Below are 18038 nucleotides of genomic sequence, written 5' to 3'. Positions count from 1 at the left end.
ACCGGTGCCGGCCCGCCCGATTCGCGCGGACTGTGAGTCGCATCGCATACTGGGGCGCATGAGAATCGATTCGTTGGACGTGTCGCTGATCGAGCTGTTCACCGATTTTCCCGGCATCGGGGTCATGGAGTGCTCCAAGCGCCTGGGGGTGGCCCGCGGCACCGTGCAGAACCGGCTCAACCGGCTGCACGAGTCCGGGGTGATCACCCGGATTGCCCCGCACATCGATGCCGCGGCCATGGGTTACCCGGTCACGGCATTCTGCTCGCTGAGGATCCAGCAGAATCTGGGCCACGACGGCATGGCGGAGAAACTCGCGCAGATCCCCGAGATCCTCGAACTGCACACCGTCTCGGGCTCCAGCGACTTCCTCGTGAAGATCGTCGCCCGCTCGACGTCGGACCTGCAGCGGGTGCTCGATGCGATTTCCTCCACCGAGGGCATGGGGCGCTCTGCCTCCTCCATCGTGCTGGCAACGCACTTCGAGAACCGGGTCATCCCGTTGGCGAGGGATGCAGCCCTCCGGAATCCCGAGCCCGCCCCCGAGCCCGGCGGGCGGTCGCGAAACGGCGTGCAGCGCAATGGCGGTACGCTGAATGCGGCTAGAAAAAACATTGGACACAATGCCCAGTGATTCACGACGCACAGTGAACCTTGTGTACATGTTGTGCGGTGTTTTGCCGGGCGGTTGACCCGCCGGAGCTTGTTTTCGTAGCTTTTGTGAGTCACGTCACCGGCGACGTGCGAGCAGCTTGTTTTCGAAAGGCACCCCCACCATGAGCATTGTCCAGCGCACATCCCTGCACGCGATCCCCGCCTACAAGCAGGGCGCCACGCCGGGTGCCGGTCAGCAGGCGTTCAAGCTCTCCTCTAACGAGAACCCCTACCCGCCGCTGGATTCGGTCACCGGCGGGCTTGCCGCGGAACTGGGCGCCATCAACCAATACCCCAACGCCGCGGCCCCCCAGCTGGTTGGCGCCCTGGCCGCACGCCTCGGCGTGGAGCCGGACACCATTGCCCTGGGCGCCGGCTCGGTCGAGGTCGCAGGACAGCTGATCCACGCCACCGCCAACCCGGGCGACGAGGTCGTCTTTGCCTGGCGCTCCTTCGAGGCCTACCCGATCCTCACCCACGTGGCCGGGGCAACCCCGGTGGCGGTGCCGCTGGACGCGCGCGGTGCCCACGACCTTCCCGCCATGGCCGAGGCCATCACCGAGCGCACCGCGCTGGTGTTCATCTGCAACCCGAACAACCCGACCGGCACCGTCGTGGACACCGCCGCGGTCGATGCCTTCATGGCCAAGGTCCCGGCCCGCGTGCTGGTGGTCATCGACGAGGCCTACGTCCACTTCAACACCGAGCCGGGCTCGGCCATCGGCCTGGATTTCTTCCGCCGCTATCCCAATGTCGCGGTGCTGCACACCTTCTCCAAGGCCTACGGGCTGGCCGGGCTGCGCATCGGCTACGCCGTGGCTCCCCCGGAGGTCGCCGCGAACCTCCGCAAGACCGCCGTCCCCTTCGGCGTCACCGCCCTGGCCCAGCGCGCCGCGGTGCTTTCGCTGGAGCACGAGGGCGAACTGCAGGTGCGCATCGACAACCTGGTCGCCGCCCGCGAAACCCTGCTGGCCACGCTCCGCGACGCCGGAATCAACGCCACCGATTCCCAGGCCAACTTCATCTGGATTTCCACCGGCGAAGACACCGGGGCCGTGGATGCGGCGCTGCGCGCCTCCGGCATCTGGGCGCGTGCCTTCCCCGGGGAAGGCATCCGGATCTCCATCGGGTCCGCCGAGGCCAACGAGACCATCGCCACCGCCCTCATCTCCGCACTGCAGGAAGCCCCCGCCCATGTCTAGCAACGCCGTGGCTCCCAAGACCGCGAGCCTGAACACCCGCCAGATCACCATGATGGGCCTGGGCGGCGCCATTGGCGCCGGACTGTTCATCGGCTCCGGGCAAGCCGTTGCCGTGGCCGGCCCGGGCATCATCCTGGCCTTCGCGCTGGCCGGCTTCCTGGTCATCCTGATCATGAACATGCTCGGCGAGATGGCCGCGGCGAACCCGTCCTCGGGCTCCTTCTCCGTCTATGCCGCCAAGGCCATGGGTCCCAACGCCGGGGCGATCATCGGCTGGCTCTACTGGATCCAGGGGGTCATCGTCATCGCCGCCGAGGCCACCGGCGCCGCGGCCATCATCGGCGGCTGGTTCCCCGGGGTTTCCCAGGGCACCTGGTCGCTGCTCTTCGTGGTGCTGCTGACCGCCGTCAACCTCGCGAACGTGGCGCGCTTCGGGCAGTTCGAGTACTGGTTCTCCTTCCTGAAGGTGGCCGCGATCGTGGCGTTCCTGGGCATCGGCGTGGCGATCATCCTAGGTTTGGTGCCCGGGGTGGCGGCCACGGGACTGTCCAACCTGGTGGCGCACGACGGCTTCCTGCCCAACGGCCTGGTCGGGCTGTGCGCCGGGCTGCTGATGGTCATCTTCGCCTTTGGCGGCATCGAGATCGTGGCCATTGCCGCGGCCGAAAGCGACGACCCGCGCACCTCGATCCGCAAGGCCGTGCGCGGCGTGCTGTTCCGCGTGCTGGTGTTCTACGTGGGCTCGGCCCTGGTGATGGTCTCGGTGCTGCCCTGGTATTCGCCGGAGCTTGCCGCCTCGCCGTTCGTCGCGGTGCTCACCTTCGCGCACATCCCCTGGATCGACTCGGTCATGGCCCTGGTGGTGGTCATCGCGCTGCTCTCGGCCATGAACGCGAACATCTATGCCGCCTCGCGCATGTTGCTTTCGCTCTCCGAGCGCGGGATCGCACCCAGGGTCATCCAGGTGCGCAACCGCAGCAACACCCCGTACGTCGCGGTGACCGCCTCGGTGGTCCTGTGCACGGTCGCGGTGGTCATGAACTACCTGGCCCCGGATTTGGTCATGCCGATGCTGCTCAACGCCGTGGGTTCCACGCTGCTGGTCACCTGGGGGTTCATCGCGGTGTCGCAATTGATCCTGCGCATCCGCGCGGATCGGGACCCGTCCATCCACCTGCCGGTGCGCATGCCGTTCTTCCCGTACCTCTCGATCCTGGCACTGGTGATGCTCGCGGGCATCGTGGTGCTGGCGCTCTTCGACCCCGCCAGCCGCACCCAGCTGATCGCCACCCTCGGGCTCACGGTGGCAATCGGGGTGCTCAACGCCCTGGCCCAGCGGCGCGCCCGGCGCCTGGCGGCCCCCGGGGCCGAAGTCCAGCCAGGGGAATCCGCGGACGCGGAGCGTGGCGACCACCGGGTTTCCTGACCCGCCGGCTGCCCCGAATGCCGAACGGCCGCCACCTCCCCGCGGGGAAGTGGCGGCCGTTCGTCGTGGCCCGGAACGCCGCGCCTAGTTCCCGAGCGAGACCTCGACCCAGACCAGCCGGTGGTCGCTGCTGGCCGGCGGCCATCCGGATACCAGGTCGGCGCCGTCCTGCCCGGCGGCGGGCCAATAGACCCCCGAGCTGCGCACCGGCAGCGTCGCCGAGGGCAGGACGTAGTCCACGCGCAGCACCCCGGCGCCTCCCCTCCCGAAGTCGGCGGTGCCCGTCACGTCGCGCGTGATCCCGGCAAGCCCGCGCACCGGGTCGCCCGCGGCCTGGGGCACTGCGGGCAGCGGATCAACCAGCAGCGGGTTTTCCAGCAGCTCCCTGATGGCCTCCGGGCTGGAATCCCCGGAGCGCGGATCGGCGTTCAGGTCCCCGAGCACCACGAAGTTGCTGCCCGGGGCCAGCGGGCCGCGCTTGCCCGCATCGTCGTAGATGTAGCTGCCGCTGCCGCCGAGGTAGTCGTTGACCATCCGGATCTCGTCGTGGTTGCGTGCCTGGTTGCGTTTTTCGGGGCCGTCGAAGACCGGCGGGGTGGGGTGGGCGGCAATCACGTGGACCGTTTGCCCGCCGACCTGGACCGGCACGTCCCACATGGACTTGCTGGGCAGCCGCAGCACGCCGCGGACCAGTTCGTCGTAGTGCCGGGTCGGCAGCCGGGAATCGGGCATGTCCTTCCACAGGAACTTCTGGAAGGTGCGCACGTTGGCGGTGTCGATGGGGTACTTCGAATACAGCACCATGCCGTACTGTCCCTCGAAGTCGCCGTAGCCCAGCGCGTCGGCCGGGCCGCCTACGACGCCGTCCCCGTCGAGGTCGGCGCCGCTGGGGATGCCCGTGTTGGAGGGGGCCAGGTACATGTAGGGGTAGTCGATGGGCGCCTGTCCGCGCTGGGAGCGGGCCAGGTAGTTGTCCCTGAAGCTTTCCGCGGCGGCACCCTCGGCGTCGTGGTCGAACTCGTTGAGCAGCAGCACGTCCGGGGCGTTGCGCTGGACGATCTCGGCCACGGCCTGCGCCTGGGGGTCGACAAACGACTCGAGTTCCAGGGCCAACTGCCCGGGCTGGGGCCGGTTGAGCGAGGCGTTGAAGGTTGCCACCCGCAGCCTTGGTCCCACGGTGTCGAAACCATCGGGGATGGGCGCGGTGGCCGCACTGTCGGGGTGCACGATGCTCGACCTCACTTCGGTCACGGGCCGGGCCTGCGCCGGGACGGCTCCCCCGAGGGCCAATGCGCCCACTGCTGCTGCGGCCAGGGCCGTACGGATCAGGTAATGCACCCTCCCACCCTAGGCGCGGAACCTACTTGACGGTAGGTCAATAATTTATCCACTCAACGGTTTTTCTTCCGGCGGAATCCGGCGGCCCCGCGGGGAGCCGCCGGCAGCGGGCTCAGCGGCGCACCTCGGCGGCCCTGCGGTTGGCCTGAAGGACCTCTTCCATGTAGGGGGCGCGCACCTCCGGGGAGATGCGGCAGTCCACCAGGAACACCCCGTTGGCGCCGGCGGCGACCCAGTCCCGCAGGCCCGCGAGGTCTTCGATGGTGCGGACCTTGGTGGCCCGGGCGCCGAGCCCACGGGCCACGGCGGCGAAGTCGACCTCGGGAATCAGCATGGGCCCCTCGTGCAGCCCGATCGAGCCGTACTGGTGGATCTCGGCCCCGTAGCCGGCGTCGTTGTAGATGACGATGATGCCGCTGCGCACCGAGCGGATGACCGATTCCAGGTCCGCCAGCCCCATCAGGAAGCCGCCGTCCCCGCTGGCCAGCACGACCGTGGAATCCGGCGCTGCAGCCCCGGCACCCACCGCGGAGGCCAGGCCCAGTCCGATGCTTTGGTAGGCGGTGCCCACCAGGTGCAGCGCGTGCGGGCCCGGCACCTTCCAGTACATCGGGCCCCAGCCGATGAAGTGCCCGCCGTCCTGCACCACCACGCGCTCCGCCGGCATGATCGAATCCAGTTCCCGGGCCACCGTGCGGGGGTCGAGCAGCCCGTCCGGCGCCGTCTCATCCCCGGGCGCATGGTCGCCGGTCCGGGCCAGGCGGTCTCCCGCCTGGTCCACCCAGCGCGCACCGGTCGCGCGCCGGGCCACCAGCGGCAGCAAGGCGGTCGCAACCGCCGCGGCGTCGGCCCGGATGAAGGCATCCACCCGCGGGCTGGTCGCTGCCTGCGCGACATCGACCTGGACCACCTGGGCACCGTCGTTGAACAGCTCCCCGAAACGGGTGGTGAATTGGTTCAGGCCCGCCCCGAGCACCAGCACCACGTCGGACTCGTGGACCAGTGCCGCGGTTTCTTCCGAGGAAAAGCCGCCGGTGATCCCCAGGTCGCCGTGGCGCCCGGCCAGCAGGTTCGGCGCCAGGACGGTGCTGGAACTCAGCGCACCCAGGGAATCGGCGAGCGCGGTGATCGCGTTCGCGGCACCGGCCAGGCGCGCCCCGCGCCCGTAGAGCACCAGCGGGCGCTTGGCCTCGTTCAGGGCCGAGGCGGCCTGTGCGAGCAGTTGCGGTGCGGCGGACGGGTAGCCGGGATCAAGGGCGAAGTCCGCCAGGGCAGGGGCCTGTTCCTCGGCGGCTTCGTCGGCGACGATGTCGTAGGGAATCGAGATGACCACCGCGGTGCGCTCGCGCAGGGCGTGGGCCACGGCCTTTAGGGCAATGGCCATGGGGCGCCGGGCATCGACCACGAAGGTCTTGGCACCCACGGCGTCGCCGACGGCCTTCTGGTCGATGTCCCACGGACGGGCGCCGGCGGTGGGCTGGTCGCCGGTGAGCAGCACCATCGGGACCCGGGCCTTGGCGGCCTCGGCCAGCGGGGTGACCGCGTTGCTGAAGCCCGCGCCGTAGGTGGTGGTGGCGATGGCGGGCCTTCCGGTGACGCGGAAGTAGGCATCTGCGGCGGTGACGGCGGCGGCTTCGTGGCGCACGGCGGTGAAGCGGAACCCGGTGCGCACGGCGGCGTCAAGGAAATGGGCATTGCCGTTCCCCATGACCCCGAAGATCTCGGAGGTGCAGGTTAAAAGGGCGCGGGAAACGGCAGCGGAAACTGTAGACATTTTTGTGACTTTCGAATGCAGCAAAAAGAATTATGGCCATATTCGTCTTCGGGCATTGCGCCCGGATTTCGCCCATTTTTAGAGCGACGGCCAGAACTGCAGAATCGTTCCGCCTGACGATGCCACGATATCCGGGGCACTGTGTCCTGCGCAACATTGCTACTTCGAAGGACGGGGTCGACAGCACCTTTGCCCCTTGGCTGATCCCGGCGGGGCGCGGAAGCAACGCAGCTTCTCCGGATGTCTTGGTGTCGCGGATTTTCCCGATCTCCGCCCGGCCCTTCCCCGGCTGGCCGTGCTGCCGCACCAGGCCCCTCCACGGCCCCCTCGCTTGGCACGACGAAAGCGACGTGGCCTGTGTCTTCACAAGCCAACGCCGCTTTGTCGCGTGACGTTCACGGCGGCGGAGCTGCGGGCCCCGGCGCCTCAGCGGATCTTGCGGCGGTACTTGGCGATCGCGAACCCGTAGGAGACGGCCAGGATGCCGAGCAGCCAGGCCAGCGCGATCCAGATGTCGTTGCCGACGGGCTGCTGGGCGAACAATGCCCGGACGGTGTTCACGATGGAGGTCACCGGCTGGTTCTCGGCGAACCACGCCACGGGGCCGGGCATCGACCCGGTGGGCACGAAGGCCGAAGAGATGAACGGGAGGAAGATCAACGGGTAGCTGAACGCGCTAGCCCCGTCGACCGTCTTTGCCGAGAGTCCGGCGATCACGGCGATCCAGGTCAGCGCGAGGGTGAAGAGGACCAGGGTGCCGACCACGGCGATCCAGGCGCCCACCGAGGCCCCCGTGCGGAAGCCCATGAGCAGCGCGACGCCGACGACCGCCGCAACGGAGAGAAGGTTTGCGGCCAGGGACGTCAGCACGTGGGCCCAGAGCACGGACGAGCGGGCGATCGGCATGGAGGCGAAGCGTTCGAAGATGCCGCCCTGCATGTCCAGGAACAGGCGGTAGGCGGTGTACGCGACGCCGGAGGCGATGGTGATCAACAGGATGCCCGGGAGCATGTAGTTGACGTATGACTGCCCGGAGCCGGTATTGATCGCGCCGCCGAGCACGTACACGAACAGCAGCATCAGGGCGATCGGGGTGATGACGGTGGTGATGATGGTGTCGGGGCTGCGCAGAATGTGGCGCAGCGAGCGGCCGGTCAGGACGCCGGTGTCGGCCAGGACGTGGGTGGTCATTGGATTTCCTTTCCCGCTTGGACCGTGCCGTCGGTGCGGCCGCCCGTGGCGGTGTCAATCCCGCCGCTCTCTTCGACGAGGGCCAGGAAGACGTCTTCGAGGGAAGGCTGCTTCTCGACGTATTCGAGCTTGGCGGGCGGGAGCAGTGCCTTGAGTTCGGCGAGGGTGCCGTTTTGGATGATGGTGCCCCTGTGCAGGATCGCAATGCGGTCCGCCAGGGTCTCGGCCTCGTCAAGGTATTGCGTTGTGAGCAGCACGGTCGTGCCGGCGGCGGCAAGGCCCCTGACGGTCTGCCACACCTCGAGTCGGGCCTGCGGATCCAGTCCGGTGGTGGGCTCGTCGAGGAAGATGACCGGCGGATTGCCGATCAGGCTCATCGCGATGTCGAGCCGGCGGCGCATGCCGCCGGAGTACGTCGAGGCCTTGCGGTTCCCCGCCTCGGTGAGCCCGAAGCGGGCTAGCAGGTCCTCGGCGATCGCGCCGGGGTCCTTCAGGTGGCGCAGCCTGGCGATCAGCACCAGGTTCTCCCGGCCGGTGAGCACCTCGTCGACCGCGGCGAACTGGCCGGTCAGGCTGATCGACTCGCGCACCTGGCTTGGCTGGGCGGCGACGTCGAAGCCGTTGACCGCCGCGGTGCCCGCGTCGGCCTTCAGCAGCGTCGAGAGAATCCGCACCAGCGTGGTCTTTCCGGCGCCGTTGGAGCCGAGCAGCGCGAAGATGCTGCCCGTCCACACGTCGAAGTCGACGCCCCGCAGCACCTGCAGGTCCTTGAAGGATTTCTCGATGCCCCGCACCCGGATCGCGGGCCCGGGGGCTTGGTCTGTTTCCATAGGGGTTTCTCCGTTTCCGGTGGGGTCAGGCTTCGTCGACGGACTGGTCGATGGCATCGTTCAGGCGTTTGCGTTCCTTGTTGATCCATTGGCCATCCGCGTAGTTTGCGATGAAGGCATCGGCGAACTCGACCGGGTCTTCCCCGACGATGTCCCGGATCGGGGTGCCGTCGGTGGCTGCGCGCTCGATCAGGTCGGCGAGGTCCTCGAGCATCTGCATGAAGACATCGCCCTTGACGATCGACCCGGCGTACATGAAGTAGCGCTCGATCCCGTCGATCGCGGTTCGATAGCTCGTGGGGAGCTGTTCCTTGCGCGCCTTGTACTGGCGCCAGCGTTTCTTATCCTCGAACGATCCGGTGACCAGTTCGATCCATTTTGCTGCCATGTCTACTCTCCTTTTTCCTGCGTGTTTTCAATGTGCTGCTTCAGTTCTGCGATCCGTTCCGCAAGGAAGCTCCAGGTCCCCCAGAACTCCTCCAGGTACTCGCCGCCCTGTGCGTTCAGCGAGTAGACCTTGCGTGGTGGCCCCTTTTCGGACGGGACCTTTTCGACGTCGACGAGGTCGCGCTTCTCGATCCTGATCAGCACGGCGTATACGGTGCCCTCGACGATGTCGGAGAAGCCCTCCTCGCGCAGCCGGGCCGTGATCTCGTAGCCGTATGCCGGCCGCACGGCCAGGATCGCGAGGATCATGCCCTCGAGCGTGCCCTTGAGCATCTCGGTCATTTGCTTGCCCACGGAACCCCTCTCCCTAACTACTCTGTACTGCTAACTACCACTAAATAGTAACACTGAATAGCGGTCGCGCAAGAGGGAAATTCCCGAATCTTGGTCGTTTGATTTCGGCGGTGGCGCACCGCCCCTCACGCGCCCGGGGCACCCCGGGCCGGTCGCCATCGCTTGCTGCTTGGCACGGGGGCTTCGTTGCGCGCGGGGGCTGCCGTCCGCGAGCGCAGGCCGCAGTTCGACGGCCGAAGGGAACAAGGGGGCCCGGGGCCAAGCCGACGCGGGTCGGGGGCAGTGCCGTCCATCAGTTCGGGCCTGAAACACGCGCTGGCACTCCTGGCATGACGCAGGACGATCACGAGGCCGGGCCATCGCTGGCCAAGCCATCCGGAAACAGAAGATCCCCGCTCTCCCAAGGAGAACGGGGACTGATCTGTGCGCCCTGCGGGGCTCGAACCCGCGACCAATGGATTAAAAGTCCAGTGCTCTACCAACTGAGCTAAAGGCGCATTGGCACTTAGCCATCACCCATATTAGCGGATAACCCGGCATCTTCTGGACATCCTGGCCAGATTCAACCGGCACGTGGAACCCGGGGGTTTGTGGTGGTCACCCTCGTCATGGCCGCGTTGCCCACCGGCTTCCCGGCCAGGGCAGGCAGCGGCCCAACTCCAATTGGCGGGCCGCGCAGGCCTGGACCCGGGCGGGGCAGCGGCCGCAGCGGTCACCACGCATGTTGCCTCCGGTCCGGCCGGCCTGCCCGCCGATGGGCAAGTATCCAGCCGGGCAGAGTATCCTCTAGCCCATGAAAGGCCATCCAGCATTGACTCCTCCGGCAACCACGTTCCGCCACCACAAGCCCAAGCCGTTCGCGCCCATGGACTTCGACCCGTTCGAAGGCGGCGCCGATCCGGCACGCGTCTCGGAGGCCGCGCACCTCTCGGCCCAGGCGCTGGTCCACGCCGGAAAACTCAACAACGACCCCCAGGTCCGCGAGCGCCTCGTGCGGCTCGCCGAGGACGAGGGCCTGGAGGTCATTGCGGAGCTCTGGTCCAAGGCCCCGGCCCGGTCGCTTCCCGGGGCGCTGTGGCGCTTGTACGCAATCAGAGCCGCAACGGTCAACAACCCCGAGGCCATGGCCTCCTTCTTTGCCGCCGGCGCCCACCTGGCCCAGGTCGAGCGCGTCGTTGCCGGAGCCGCGGAGCCTCCGGGCGCCGAGGAGCTGTGCGCCATGACCAGCTCGATCCTCACGGGCGCCTTCGACGGCGAGTTCGACGTCGCCTTGGAACGCACCGCCGCCTACTGCCGGGTCATCGCCCTGGGCCAGGCCGAACAAGCCGACGCGGCCGAGCTCTCACACCCGGAGCGTGCCACGCTGATGACCACCCGGGCCCACGCCCTGGTGAAGACCGCCGAGGACCTGGAATCCGCGGCTGCCTCATGGCGGGCAGGGGAGCTTGACTGAGAATTCCTTCACGCTGCGCGCGAATATGGGGCGCCCCATGTTGACAGGAAGGCCTGTTTCCTAGAAAACTGGACTCACGGTGCCGGACCGCGGCAGCCCCGGGCTCCAACTTTCAGCCGCTACGAGCGGCCTTCCGCCGAGAGGCGCTCCCGGTTCGGCACCGCCAACTTCTTCCCCGCATTCTCAGGGGACACACTTCACACCGTCCCGGACGGGCTTGTTAACCTTCGATGCGTAAACTGGGCATCGACCCGCACTTTCCTTTCCATCCGGTGGTATCTTCGTGAAGTTTAGATTGTTCCCATCGGACACGCGTGGCCTAGAGCTCCTGCGCGACCTGGCCACCGAGGTCCACCACTGCGTCGGCGTGCTCTCCGAAATGCTTGGATCCGACGAGGACCGCGAACTGCACCTCGAGGCGCTCAACGCCTCCGAGGTCAAGACCACCGACCTGCACTACGCGGTGCTCACCCACCTGCGCACCAGCTACGTCAACCCGTTGCCGCGCGAGGACGTCTACACCTTTTCCCGCCTGCTCCACGAGGCGGTCGAACAGCTCAGCGGCGCCGGCGACCTCATCTCCCACCTGGGCAAGCGCCAGCTTTCGCACCGGGCGGCCGAACAGCTTGAACTCATCGGGCGGCAGGCCGAGCTCACCACCCAGGCCCTGGGCCAGCTCCAGCACCTGGACGACCTCGAGGACCTGTGGCTGGAACTGGTGCGGATCTCCAAGCGGGCGCACCGGACCCACCGAACCTGGGTTGGGGAGATCGGGGAACTGAGCAAGGCCGGAACCATCATCCGCCACCGCTCGGTCGCCGAGCAGTTCCTGGCCTCTGCGCAATCCCTGCGCGCCGTGGCCGACCACCTTGGCCGAGTCCTGGTCAAGGAATCCTGAGCCGGGCGTGATTACCGGACAATCCTTCATGATGGTCGTGGTGCTGTTGTGCACCTGCGCCTTCGCGTTCCTCAACGGCTTCCGCGACGCCTCGAACTCCGTTGCAGTCGCGGTGCGCAACCGGGCGCTGACCCCCACCTATGCGGTCCTGGTGGCGGCGTTCTTCACCTTCGCGGGCACCATGCTTTCGACCAGCTTCGGGGTCTACCTGATCTCGGCGGTGGAACTCAACGTCCCGACCGGGATCCCGGGCCTGGCCCTGCTGCTGTCCGCGTTGCTTGCGGGCGGCGCCTGGGCGCTGCTGTGCTGGTGGCGCGGGCTGCCGGTGTCCTCCACGCATTCGCTGATCGCGGCGCTTGCCGGGGCCTCCGGCGCCTCCGCGCTGCTGGGCAACGACGGCGTGCATGACGCCTGGCGAATGCTCGCCGGCGGGGTGCTGCTGCCGCTGGTCTTCACCCCGGTCTTCGCCTTCGCCGTCTCCTACGCCCTGGTCATCCCCGTCACCTGGCTGGTGCGCCATTCCACGGCCTCCGACGTCAACGGCGTGTCCCGTGCCGGCCAGGCCATTGCGGCGTGCGCGGTGGCCCTGGGCAACGGGCTGCAGGACGGCCAGCGCACCGGTGCCTTCCTGACCCTGGCCCTGGTGACCGCCGGTGCAGCCGAGCCCGGCTCCATCATGCTCGGCCCGCAGCTGCTCGGCGCCGGCTGCCTGGCCGCCGGTGTCCTCTTTGGCGGCTGGCGCATCGCCCACACCCTTGCCTACCGGTTGGTCAACATGGACCCGTTGCGCGGCATGGTCGCCCAGTCGGTCTCCGCGGCCATGCTATTCCTCGGCGCCATGCTGATCCACCTGCCGATCTCCACCACCCAGGCGGTCACCAGCTCGATTGTCGGGGCCGGCGCAAACCAGCGCTTTGAGTCCGTGACCTGGCGGCACGTGAACCGCATCCTGCGGCACTGGGTCGCCACCCCACTGGTGTGCGCCGTCGTGGGCGGGATCCTGTACCTGGCCATGCACCCGCTGGTGAACTGACCGGCGAGCGCCCGCCGGGCAACGGCCCCTTGGCCATTGCCCTTGGAAATTAGCGCCCCTGGGTCAACGCGGGCATTGCCAGCTTCAGCTCCGCGGCGATCCGCCCGAGTTCCGACCAGGTCCTGGAGTTGACCTCCACCGGGTGCCCTGCCGGGCAGCCGTCCCCCACCGACGGGCCTTCGCCCGGCACCCGGATGGGTCCGTTGCCGTCCTCCGGTTCGCCGGATTTCACATGGGCGATGAACTCCTCGACCTGGGCGGTGAAGTCGTGCAGCTCGCGCAGCTGCGCCACGTCGATCGCGATGACCAGGGTCCCCTGGTGGTCGGCCGTCTTCCGCTCCGACACGGTTTCCGAGCCCGTCAGCGCCCCGCCCAGGGCCTCGACCAGCAGCGCCAGCCCGAAGCCCTTGAACCCGCCGAAGGGCTTGAGCAGCCCCTCGGGGGTCACCCACTGGTCGGGAAGCTCGGCACCGCGGTCGCGTTCCTCCGCCAGCCGGCCGCCGGCCACCGTGCTGGTGGCAAAGTCGATGACCAGGTGCGGTGCACTCGCGCGCGGGACCCCGGCGGCAATCGGGTTGGTCGACAGCCGGGCCCGGGTGCCGCCCGGCGGCACCACGACCTGCCCGGCACCGTTGTTGTTCCCGAACAGCAGGGTCGCCACCCCGGCGTTGGCCGCCTCCTGGCAGAACGGGGCAAACCGCCCCGCATACTCGCTGTTGCGCACGGCGACCGCGGCGATCCCGTGGGCCTTGGCACGGGCCACGGCCACCGCCGTGGCATCGCGCAGCGCAAAGTGCCCGTAGGTGCCGTTGCCGTCCATGCGCACCAGGGAGCCGGTGTCCAGCTCGATCGAGGCCCGGGCCCCCGGCCGCGCGAATCCCTTCAGCGCCCGGTCGACGTACTCGGGAAGCCTGCGCATCCCGTGCGAGGGGTGGCCGGCCAGCTCCGAGGCGAGCAGCTGGTCCGCCATGTAGGCGGCATCCGTCCCGGAGGCCCCGACCGCGGCCATGGCCTTCACCACGAACCCGTGCAGGTCCCCGGCCCGGCTCACGTGGTGCACCGCTGCGGTTTCTTGGCTCACGTTGTTTCCTCCTATTTGGGGGTCGTACCGGCTCCCCACCATACCGAGGTCACGGGCCCGCTGCGGGCAGGCCCGGTGGCGCGGCACCGCCAAATCGTGCGATCCCACACCGCTCCACACGTGCGTGCCAACTATCCCTCCGGGCTAATCGGGCCGCCGTGGCGGTGGCGACGGTGCAGGGCATCGTAGCGTCCCGCTCGGAGATGGTGCCTGCCTCGAACCCCGCGCGACTCAGAGCAGGCTATTCTGCATCAACTCCACAACGAGTGGACCGACGAATTCTATGCCACAGACAAACACGGTGAAGAACGCCGCCAGGATCGCAAGAAAGATGAGCAGCAGAAGCGCCAGCACGCCGAACTCGGCGGCTACCTGCTGGACCTTGGACCTGTCAGGCTTCGCCGTGCCCGTCGCGGTTCCGCGGGTTCCCGGGTTGGGGGTTTTGGGCTTTCGCCGTCGTGATGTGATCACCCGGAACAACTGCCACGAGAACCAAGTGAAGACCACCGCCACCGCTATTCCTACCAACATGCCGATCATGTCGGACGCAAACGGCGATAGGCGCTTGAGTATCATCGTCGGCTGGTTGTCGGCGGGGTTTGAGGCGTTGTACGTCACCATGATTGTTGAGCCGGCTTCCACCGTGTTCCACAGATCCGAGGGCAATATCACCTCGGTGGGGTGTTCCTCTGCCTTGCCGATTGGCGTGAAGGTGTAGTCAATCAGGTGGTACACGCTGGTGGTTCTGCCGCCCACGGTTTTCTTGTGGTGCTGGGTGACCGTGGCCGGTGCCTGCACCCCTAGTTTGTGTCAGTTCTCGTTTCTCAACAATGGATGTCGCCAACGAGACGCCACCCCACGACAGGCCTGAAAGCAGCACGGCTATGGAAATGATCTGCGGAACCAGGCCCATGCGGCTGGCTTTCCGGGCCTTCGATGGCCGTCTGTTCGGCTTCGGCCCGGTCGGCGCGCGGTGCTTGGCATTCATCGTAAAGGAACCATCGATCCATTCTCTGAGGCGCTTCCCGCAGTGATGCGACACTCCGTGGAGAGGGCCGCTAAAGGCGAAGCAAAGATGTCGTCTCCCAGCGACTTTACGGAAGGGCAGGTCGTTTTCCGCAAAAAGTCGACCCTGGTGTGGTGAGGCAAGGGCAAGCCCAAGATCCTTCGCATCTGCCGACCTGAATCCGGATTTCCTCCGGAACGGGCCAGGCATGCGGCTGAACAACCAGGCCTGTTGGGCTTAAACGAGGCGACGGCGGAGGAATGTGCGCAAGACTCGCGCACATTCCTCCGCCGTCGCGATCCCCCTCCAGGGATCCCCGGAAGATCCCCCTTCCGGTACCGCCGCCACGACCTGTTCGGTCATGCCGGCGAATTCTGGTGTTGCGTGTTTTCCCCGGGCGGGATTATCCGAAGCGGCCCGAGACGTAGTCCTCGGTGGCCTTGACGGCCGGGTTGGAGAAGATCGTCGCGGTTTCCGCGTATTCGATCAGCTTGCCGGGCTTGCCGGTTCCGGCGATGTTGAAGAACGCGGTCTTGTCGCTCACGCGTGCGGCCTGCTGCATGTTGTGGGTCACGATCACCACGGTGAACTCGCTCTTGAGCTCGTTGATCAGGTCCTCGATGGCCAGGGTGGAGATCGGGTCCAGGGCCGAGCACGGCTCGTCCATCAGGATCACCTGCGGCTTCACCGCGATGGTGCGGGCGATGCACAGGCGCTGCTGCTGGCCGCCGGAGAGGCCCGATCCGGGCTTGTCCAGGCGGTCCTTGACCTCGTTCCAGAGGTTGGCCCCGCGCAGCGACTTCTCCACCAGCGAGTCCGCATCGGACCTGGAGATCTTCTTGCCGTTGAGCTTGACCCCGGCCAGCACATTGTCCTTGATGGACATGGTCGGGAACGGGTTGGGCCGCTGGAAGACCATGCCGATCTGGCTGCGCACGGTCACCGGGTCGACGCCGGATTCGTAGAGGTTGTCCCCGTCCAGGAGGACCTCGCCCTCGACGCGGCCGCCGGGGATGACCTCGTGCATGCGGTTCAGGGTGCGCAGGAAGGTGGACTTCCCGCAGCCCGAGGGGCCGATGAACGCGGTGACGGACTTGGCTTCGATTTCGATGTTGACATCTTCAACAGCCAGGAACTTGGAGTAGTAGACGTTGAGGTCTTTGACGTCGATGCGCTTTGACATGGTGGTTGTTCCTTAGAAAGTTTTTTGTGTCGGGTCCGGAGCCTAAAGGCTCAACGGCCCTTCTTGGGGGCGAACAGGCCGGCAACCAGCCGGGCACCGAGGTTGAGCACCATGACCATGATGATCAGCAGCAGGGCCGCGGCCCAGGCACGCTGGATCGAGGGGTCCACGTTGGTCGGCGAGGTCGGGGTGAGGATCTGGTAGTAGATGAACGTCGGCAGCGTGGCCATCCAGTTGCCGAAGACGTTCACGTTGATGTTGTTCGCCAGACCGGCGGTGACCAGGATCGGTGCGGTTTCGCCGATGACACGGGCGATGGCCAGGGTGACGCCGGAAGCGATGCCGGAGATGGCCGTGGGGATGACGACCTTGGCGATGGTGCGCCACTTGCGCACGCCCAAGGCGTAGGCGGCCTCGCGCAGCTCGTTCGGGACGATCTTGAGCATTTCCTCGGTGGAGCGGACCACCGTGGGGATCATCAGCACGCTCAACGCGACTGCGGCGACGATGCCCATGCGGGCGGTGGGGCCCAGCAGCACCGCGAACAGCGCGGTGGCGAAGAGGCCGGCGACGATCGAGGGGATGCCGGTCATCACGTCGACGAAGAAGGTGATGGCGCGGGCCAGCGGCCCGTTCTTTCCGTATTCGACCAGGTAGATTGCTGTCAGCATGCCCACGGGCACCGAGATGACCGTCGACCACAGGGTGATCAGCAGCGTGCCGATGACCGCGTGGTAGGCCCCGCCGAGCACCGGGGTGCCGTCTTCGACGCTGGCGTTGTCGACCGCGCCGGTGATCCCGTTCATGGAGTGGAACAGGAAGTGCGTGTTGATGCCCGGCAGTCCCTTTTGCAGCACCGTGAACAGCACGGAAGCCAGCGGGATCAGTGCCAGCAGGAAGGCTGCGTAGACCAGGTTCGTGGCCAGCGCGTTGCGGCCCTGGCGCGGGCCCTCCACCAGCGTGGTGATGACGGTGGATGCGATGACGAAGATGATGGCTGTGTAGATGGCCAGGGTTGCCACCGAGAAGCCGCCGAGCGTGGAGGCCGCGGCCCCCAGGATCAGCGAGGCCGCGGCGATGCCCGGCACCGCCCAGCGGGGCAGGTGGCCCTTGGCCAGGGAGTTGCGCTTGCGGGCAACCGGCGGCGGGTTCTGCACGTTGCGCGAATCGTTCGAGGTCTTGCGCGTGGTTGTGGCACTCATCAGTTGGCTCCCGAGAATTCCTTGTGGCGGGCGATGATGGCCCGGGCGATGAGGTTGACCACCAGGGTGATCACGAACAGCACCAGACCGGCGGCGATCAGCTCGGCCAGGCGCAGGCCGAAGGCCTCGGGGAAGTTCAGTGCGATCTCCGCGGCGATGGTCTGGTTGCCGGACTTGATCAGCGACGGGATCAACCCGCCGGTGGACAGCACCAGGGCAACGGCCATGGTCTCACCCAGGGCGCGGCCCAGGCCGAGCATCACGGCGGAGATGATGCCGGGGCGGGCGAAGGGAAGCACCGACATGGTGATCATTTCCCAGCGCGTGGCGCCCAGCGCGAGCGCGGCTTCCTCATGCAGCTTCGGGGTCTGCAGGAAGATCTCGCGGCTCAGCGAGGTGATGATCGGAAGGACCATCACGGCGAGCACGATGCCGGCGGTGAGGATGGTCTTGCCGGTCTGCGAAGCCGGGCCTTCAAAGAGCGGGATGAAGCCGAGGTTCTCGGACAGCCACTGGAAGCTGGGGACCAGCGCCGGGGCCAGCACCAGGTAGCCCCAGGCTCCGTAGATGACCGACGGGATCGCTGCCAGCAGGTCGATGACGTAGCCGAGCCCGGCGGCCAGCCGGCGCGGGGCGTAGTGCGAGATGAACAGCGCCACGGCAATGCCGACCGGGGTGGCGATCACCAGGGCTATGGCAGCCGCGATGACGGTGCCGATGACGATCGGGAAGATGTAGGCGAGGAAGCCCTCGCCGCCGCTGACCAGCGTCGGGTCGGCGGTGAAGGTGGGCAGCGCCTGGATGAACAGGAAGATCGCCACCGCAAGCAGCGTTGCGAGGATCAGGATGCCTGCGCCCAGCGCGGCACCGGAGAAGATTTTGTCTCCGGCCTGTCCCTTGGATCCGTTGCGCCGAAGCGCGTTGGTAGTCATATGGGTAAGCCTTTGGATGTTGTGCAAACGGGTTCAGGGGGATCGGACGGCCCGCTTGCGCCGGGATGTGGAGAGGGGCAAGTGCGATGCTACT

At 67.3% G+C, this 18038-nt stretch carries 17 protein-coding genes and 1 tRNA gene; 6 read left to right on the top strand and 12 right to left on the bottom strand.

The annotated features are described in order from the left end of the window. Nucleotides 1-58: 58 nt before the first annotated feature. From BLJ79_RS09800 to BLJ79_RS09790, 3 genes are all read left to right on the top strand, one after another. Nucleotides 59-634: an Lrp/AsnC family transcriptional regulator gene (locus BLJ79_RS09800; protein ID WP_071214571.1), complete on the top strand. Its 576-nt coding sequence runs from the start codon at nucleotides 59-61 to the stop codon at nucleotides 632-634. Nucleotides 635-776: 142 nt separating this feature from the next. Continuing rightward, the gene (gene hisC / locus BLJ79_RS09795) at nucleotides 777-1856 is read left to right on the top strand and encodes a histidinol-phosphate transaminase (protein ID WP_071214570.1); all 1080 of its coding nucleotides are present in this window, start codon (nucleotides 777-779) and stop codon (nucleotides 1854-1856) included. Continuing rightward, nucleotides 1849-3282: an amino acid permease gene (locus BLJ79_RS09790; protein WP_083411180.1), complete on the top strand. Its 1434-nt coding sequence runs from the start codon at nucleotides 1849-1851 to the stop codon at nucleotides 3280-3282. Before hisC ends, BLJ79_RS09790 begins: the two co-directional genes overlap by 8 nt. 84 nt (nucleotides 3283-3366) lie before the next feature. Here the strand turns inward: BLJ79_RS09790 and BLJ79_RS09785 are convergent, their stop codons facing one another. From BLJ79_RS09785 to BLJ79_RS09755, 7 genes are all read right to left on the bottom strand, one after another. Next, nucleotides 3367-4620, bottom strand: a complete 1254-nt coding sequence (locus tag BLJ79_RS09785) for an endonuclease/exonuclease/phosphatase family protein (RefSeq protein WP_083411179.1) — start codon at nucleotides 4618-4620, stop codon at nucleotides 3367-3369. Between the two features lie 112 nt (nucleotides 4621-4732). Further along, nucleotides 4733-6394 (bottom strand): thiamine pyrophosphate-binding protein, encoded by a 1662-nt coding sequence (locus tag BLJ79_RS09780; protein WP_071214569.1) that lies wholly within the window; start codon nucleotides 6392-6394, stop codon nucleotides 4733-4735. 426 nt (nucleotides 6395-6820) lie between these two features. Continuing rightward, on the bottom strand, nucleotides 6821-7585 hold the full coding sequence (locus tag BLJ79_RS09775; RefSeq protein ID WP_071214568.1) for an ABC transporter permease: 765 nt from the start codon (nucleotides 7583-7585) through the stop codon (nucleotides 6821-6823). Continuing rightward, a complete protein-coding gene (locus BLJ79_RS09770) occupies nucleotides 7582-8415 on the bottom strand; it encodes an ABC transporter ATP-binding protein (RefSeq protein ID WP_071214567.1) in 834 nt (277 codons plus the stop codon). Before BLJ79_RS09770 ends, BLJ79_RS09775 begins: the two co-directional genes overlap by 4 nt. A gap of 25 nt (nucleotides 8416-8440) precedes the next feature. Further along, the gene (locus BLJ79_RS09765) at nucleotides 8441-8803 is read right to left on the bottom strand and encodes a DUF1048 domain-containing protein (RefSeq protein WP_071214566.1); all 363 of its coding nucleotides are present in this window, start codon (nucleotides 8801-8803) and stop codon (nucleotides 8441-8443) included. 2 nt (nucleotides 8804-8805) lie between these two features. Further along, on the bottom strand, nucleotides 8806-9156 hold the full coding sequence (locus tag BLJ79_RS09760) for a PadR family transcriptional regulator (protein WP_071214565.1): 351 nt from the start codon (nucleotides 9154-9156) through the stop codon (nucleotides 8806-8808). A 424-nt stretch (nucleotides 9157-9580) separates the two neighbouring features. After that, nucleotides 9581-9653, bottom strand: a tRNA-Lys gene (locus BLJ79_RS09755). 296 nt (nucleotides 9654-9949) lie between these two features. Here BLJ79_RS09755 and BLJ79_RS09750 point away from each other — a divergent pair. From BLJ79_RS09750 to BLJ79_RS09740, 3 genes are all read left to right on the top strand, one after another. Beyond that, nucleotides 9950-10609 carry a hypothetical protein gene (locus tag BLJ79_RS09750; protein ID WP_071214564.1) on the top strand — a complete coding sequence of 220 codons (660 nt, stop codon included), beginning with the start codon at nucleotides 9950-9952 and terminating at the stop codon, nucleotides 10607-10609. Nucleotides 10610-10892: 283 nt separating this feature from the next. Then, on the top strand, nucleotides 10893-11507 hold the full coding sequence (locus tag BLJ79_RS09745; protein WP_071214563.1) for a hypothetical protein: 615 nt from the start codon (nucleotides 10893-10895) through the stop codon (nucleotides 11505-11507). A 7-nt stretch (nucleotides 11508-11514) separates the two neighbouring features. Beyond that, entirely contained in the window at nucleotides 11515-12540 is a 1026-nt protein-coding gene (locus tag BLJ79_RS09740) for an inorganic phosphate transporter (RefSeq protein ID WP_083411178.1), read from the top strand. 49 nt (nucleotides 12541-12589) lie between these two features. Here BLJ79_RS09740 and BLJ79_RS09735 read toward each other — a convergent pair whose 3' ends face one another. From BLJ79_RS09735 to pstC, 5 genes are all read right to left on the bottom strand, one after another. Next, nucleotides 12590-13621 (bottom strand): Ldh family oxidoreductase, encoded by a 1032-nt coding sequence (locus tag BLJ79_RS09735; RefSeq protein WP_071214561.1) that lies wholly within the window; start codon nucleotides 13619-13621, stop codon nucleotides 12590-12592. Between the two features lie 231 nt (nucleotides 13622-13852). Beyond that, nucleotides 13853-14419 carry a DUF3592 domain-containing protein gene (locus BLJ79_RS09730; protein ID WP_071214560.1) on the bottom strand — a complete coding sequence of 189 codons (567 nt, stop codon included), beginning with the start codon at nucleotides 14417-14419 and terminating at the stop codon, nucleotides 13853-13855. A gap of 611 nt (nucleotides 14420-15030) precedes the next feature. Next, nucleotides 15031-15810: a phosphate ABC transporter ATP-binding protein PstB gene (gene pstB, locus BLJ79_RS09725; protein WP_071214559.1), complete on the bottom strand. Its 780-nt coding sequence runs from the start codon at nucleotides 15808-15810 to the stop codon at nucleotides 15031-15033. A gap of 50 nt (nucleotides 15811-15860) precedes the next feature. Then, nucleotides 15861-17012, bottom strand: a complete 1152-nt coding sequence (gene pstA / locus BLJ79_RS09720) for a phosphate ABC transporter permease PstA (protein ID WP_071214558.1) — start codon at nucleotides 17010-17012, stop codon at nucleotides 15861-15863. After that, nucleotides 17012-17944 (bottom strand): phosphate ABC transporter permease subunit PstC, encoded by a 933-nt coding sequence (gene pstC, locus BLJ79_RS09715; RefSeq protein ID WP_071214557.1) that lies wholly within the window; start codon nucleotides 17942-17944, stop codon nucleotides 17012-17014. The genes pstA and pstC overlap by 1 nt, the downstream gene beginning before the upstream one ends. Nucleotides 17945-18038 lie beyond the last annotated feature (94 nt).

Source organism: Arthrobacter sp. UCD-GKA (genome assembly GCF_001863355.1).
Lineage (GTDB): Bacteria > Actinomycetota > Actinomycetes > Actinomycetales > Micrococcaceae > Paeniglutamicibacter.
Note: the sequence above shows the minus strand (reverse complement) of the source record. Positions and strands in the feature narration are given on the sequence as shown.

Bases quoted from the DNA above. Each gene is read 5' to 3' on its own strand.
- BLJ79_RS09775 (WP_071214568.1), bottom strand. From the start codon at position 7,585: ATGACCACCCACGTCCTGGCCGACACCGGCGTCCTGACCGGCCGCTCG.
- pstB (WP_071214559.1), bottom strand. From the start codon at position 15,810: ATGTCAAAGCGCATCGACGTCAAAGACCTCAACGTCTACTACTCCAAG.
- BLJ79_RS09790 (WP_083411180.1), top strand. From the start codon at position 1,849: ATGTCTAGCAACGCCGTGGCTCCCAAGACCGCGAGCCTGAACACCCGC.
- pstA (WP_071214558.1), bottom strand. From the start codon at position 17,012: ATGAGTGCCACAACCACGCGCAAGACCTCGAACGATTCGCGCAACGTG.
- BLJ79_RS09765 (WP_071214566.1), bottom strand. From the start codon at position 8,803: ATGGCAGCAAAATGGATCGAACTGGTCACCGGATCGTTCGAGGATAAG.
- pstC (WP_071214557.1), bottom strand. From the start codon at position 17,944: ATGACTACCAACGCGCTTCGGCGCAACGGATCCAAGGGACAGGCCGGA.
- BLJ79_RS09770 (WP_071214567.1), bottom strand. From the start codon at position 8,415: ATGGAAACAGACCAAGCCCCCGGGCCCGCGATCCGGGTGCGGGGCATC.
- BLJ79_RS09780 (WP_071214569.1), bottom strand. From the start codon at position 6,394: ATGTCTACAGTTTCCGCTGCCGTTTCCCGCGCCCTTTTAACCTGCACC.
- BLJ79_RS09800 (WP_071214571.1), top strand. From the start codon at position 59: ATGAGAATCGATTCGTTGGACGTGTCGCTGATCGAGCTGTTCACCGAT.
- BLJ79_RS09750 (WP_071214564.1), top strand. From the start codon at position 9,950: ATGAAAGGCCATCCAGCATTGACTCCTCCGGCAACCACGTTCCGCCAC.
- hisC (WP_071214570.1), top strand. From the start codon at position 777: ATGAGCATTGTCCAGCGCACATCCCTGCACGCGATCCCCGCCTACAAG.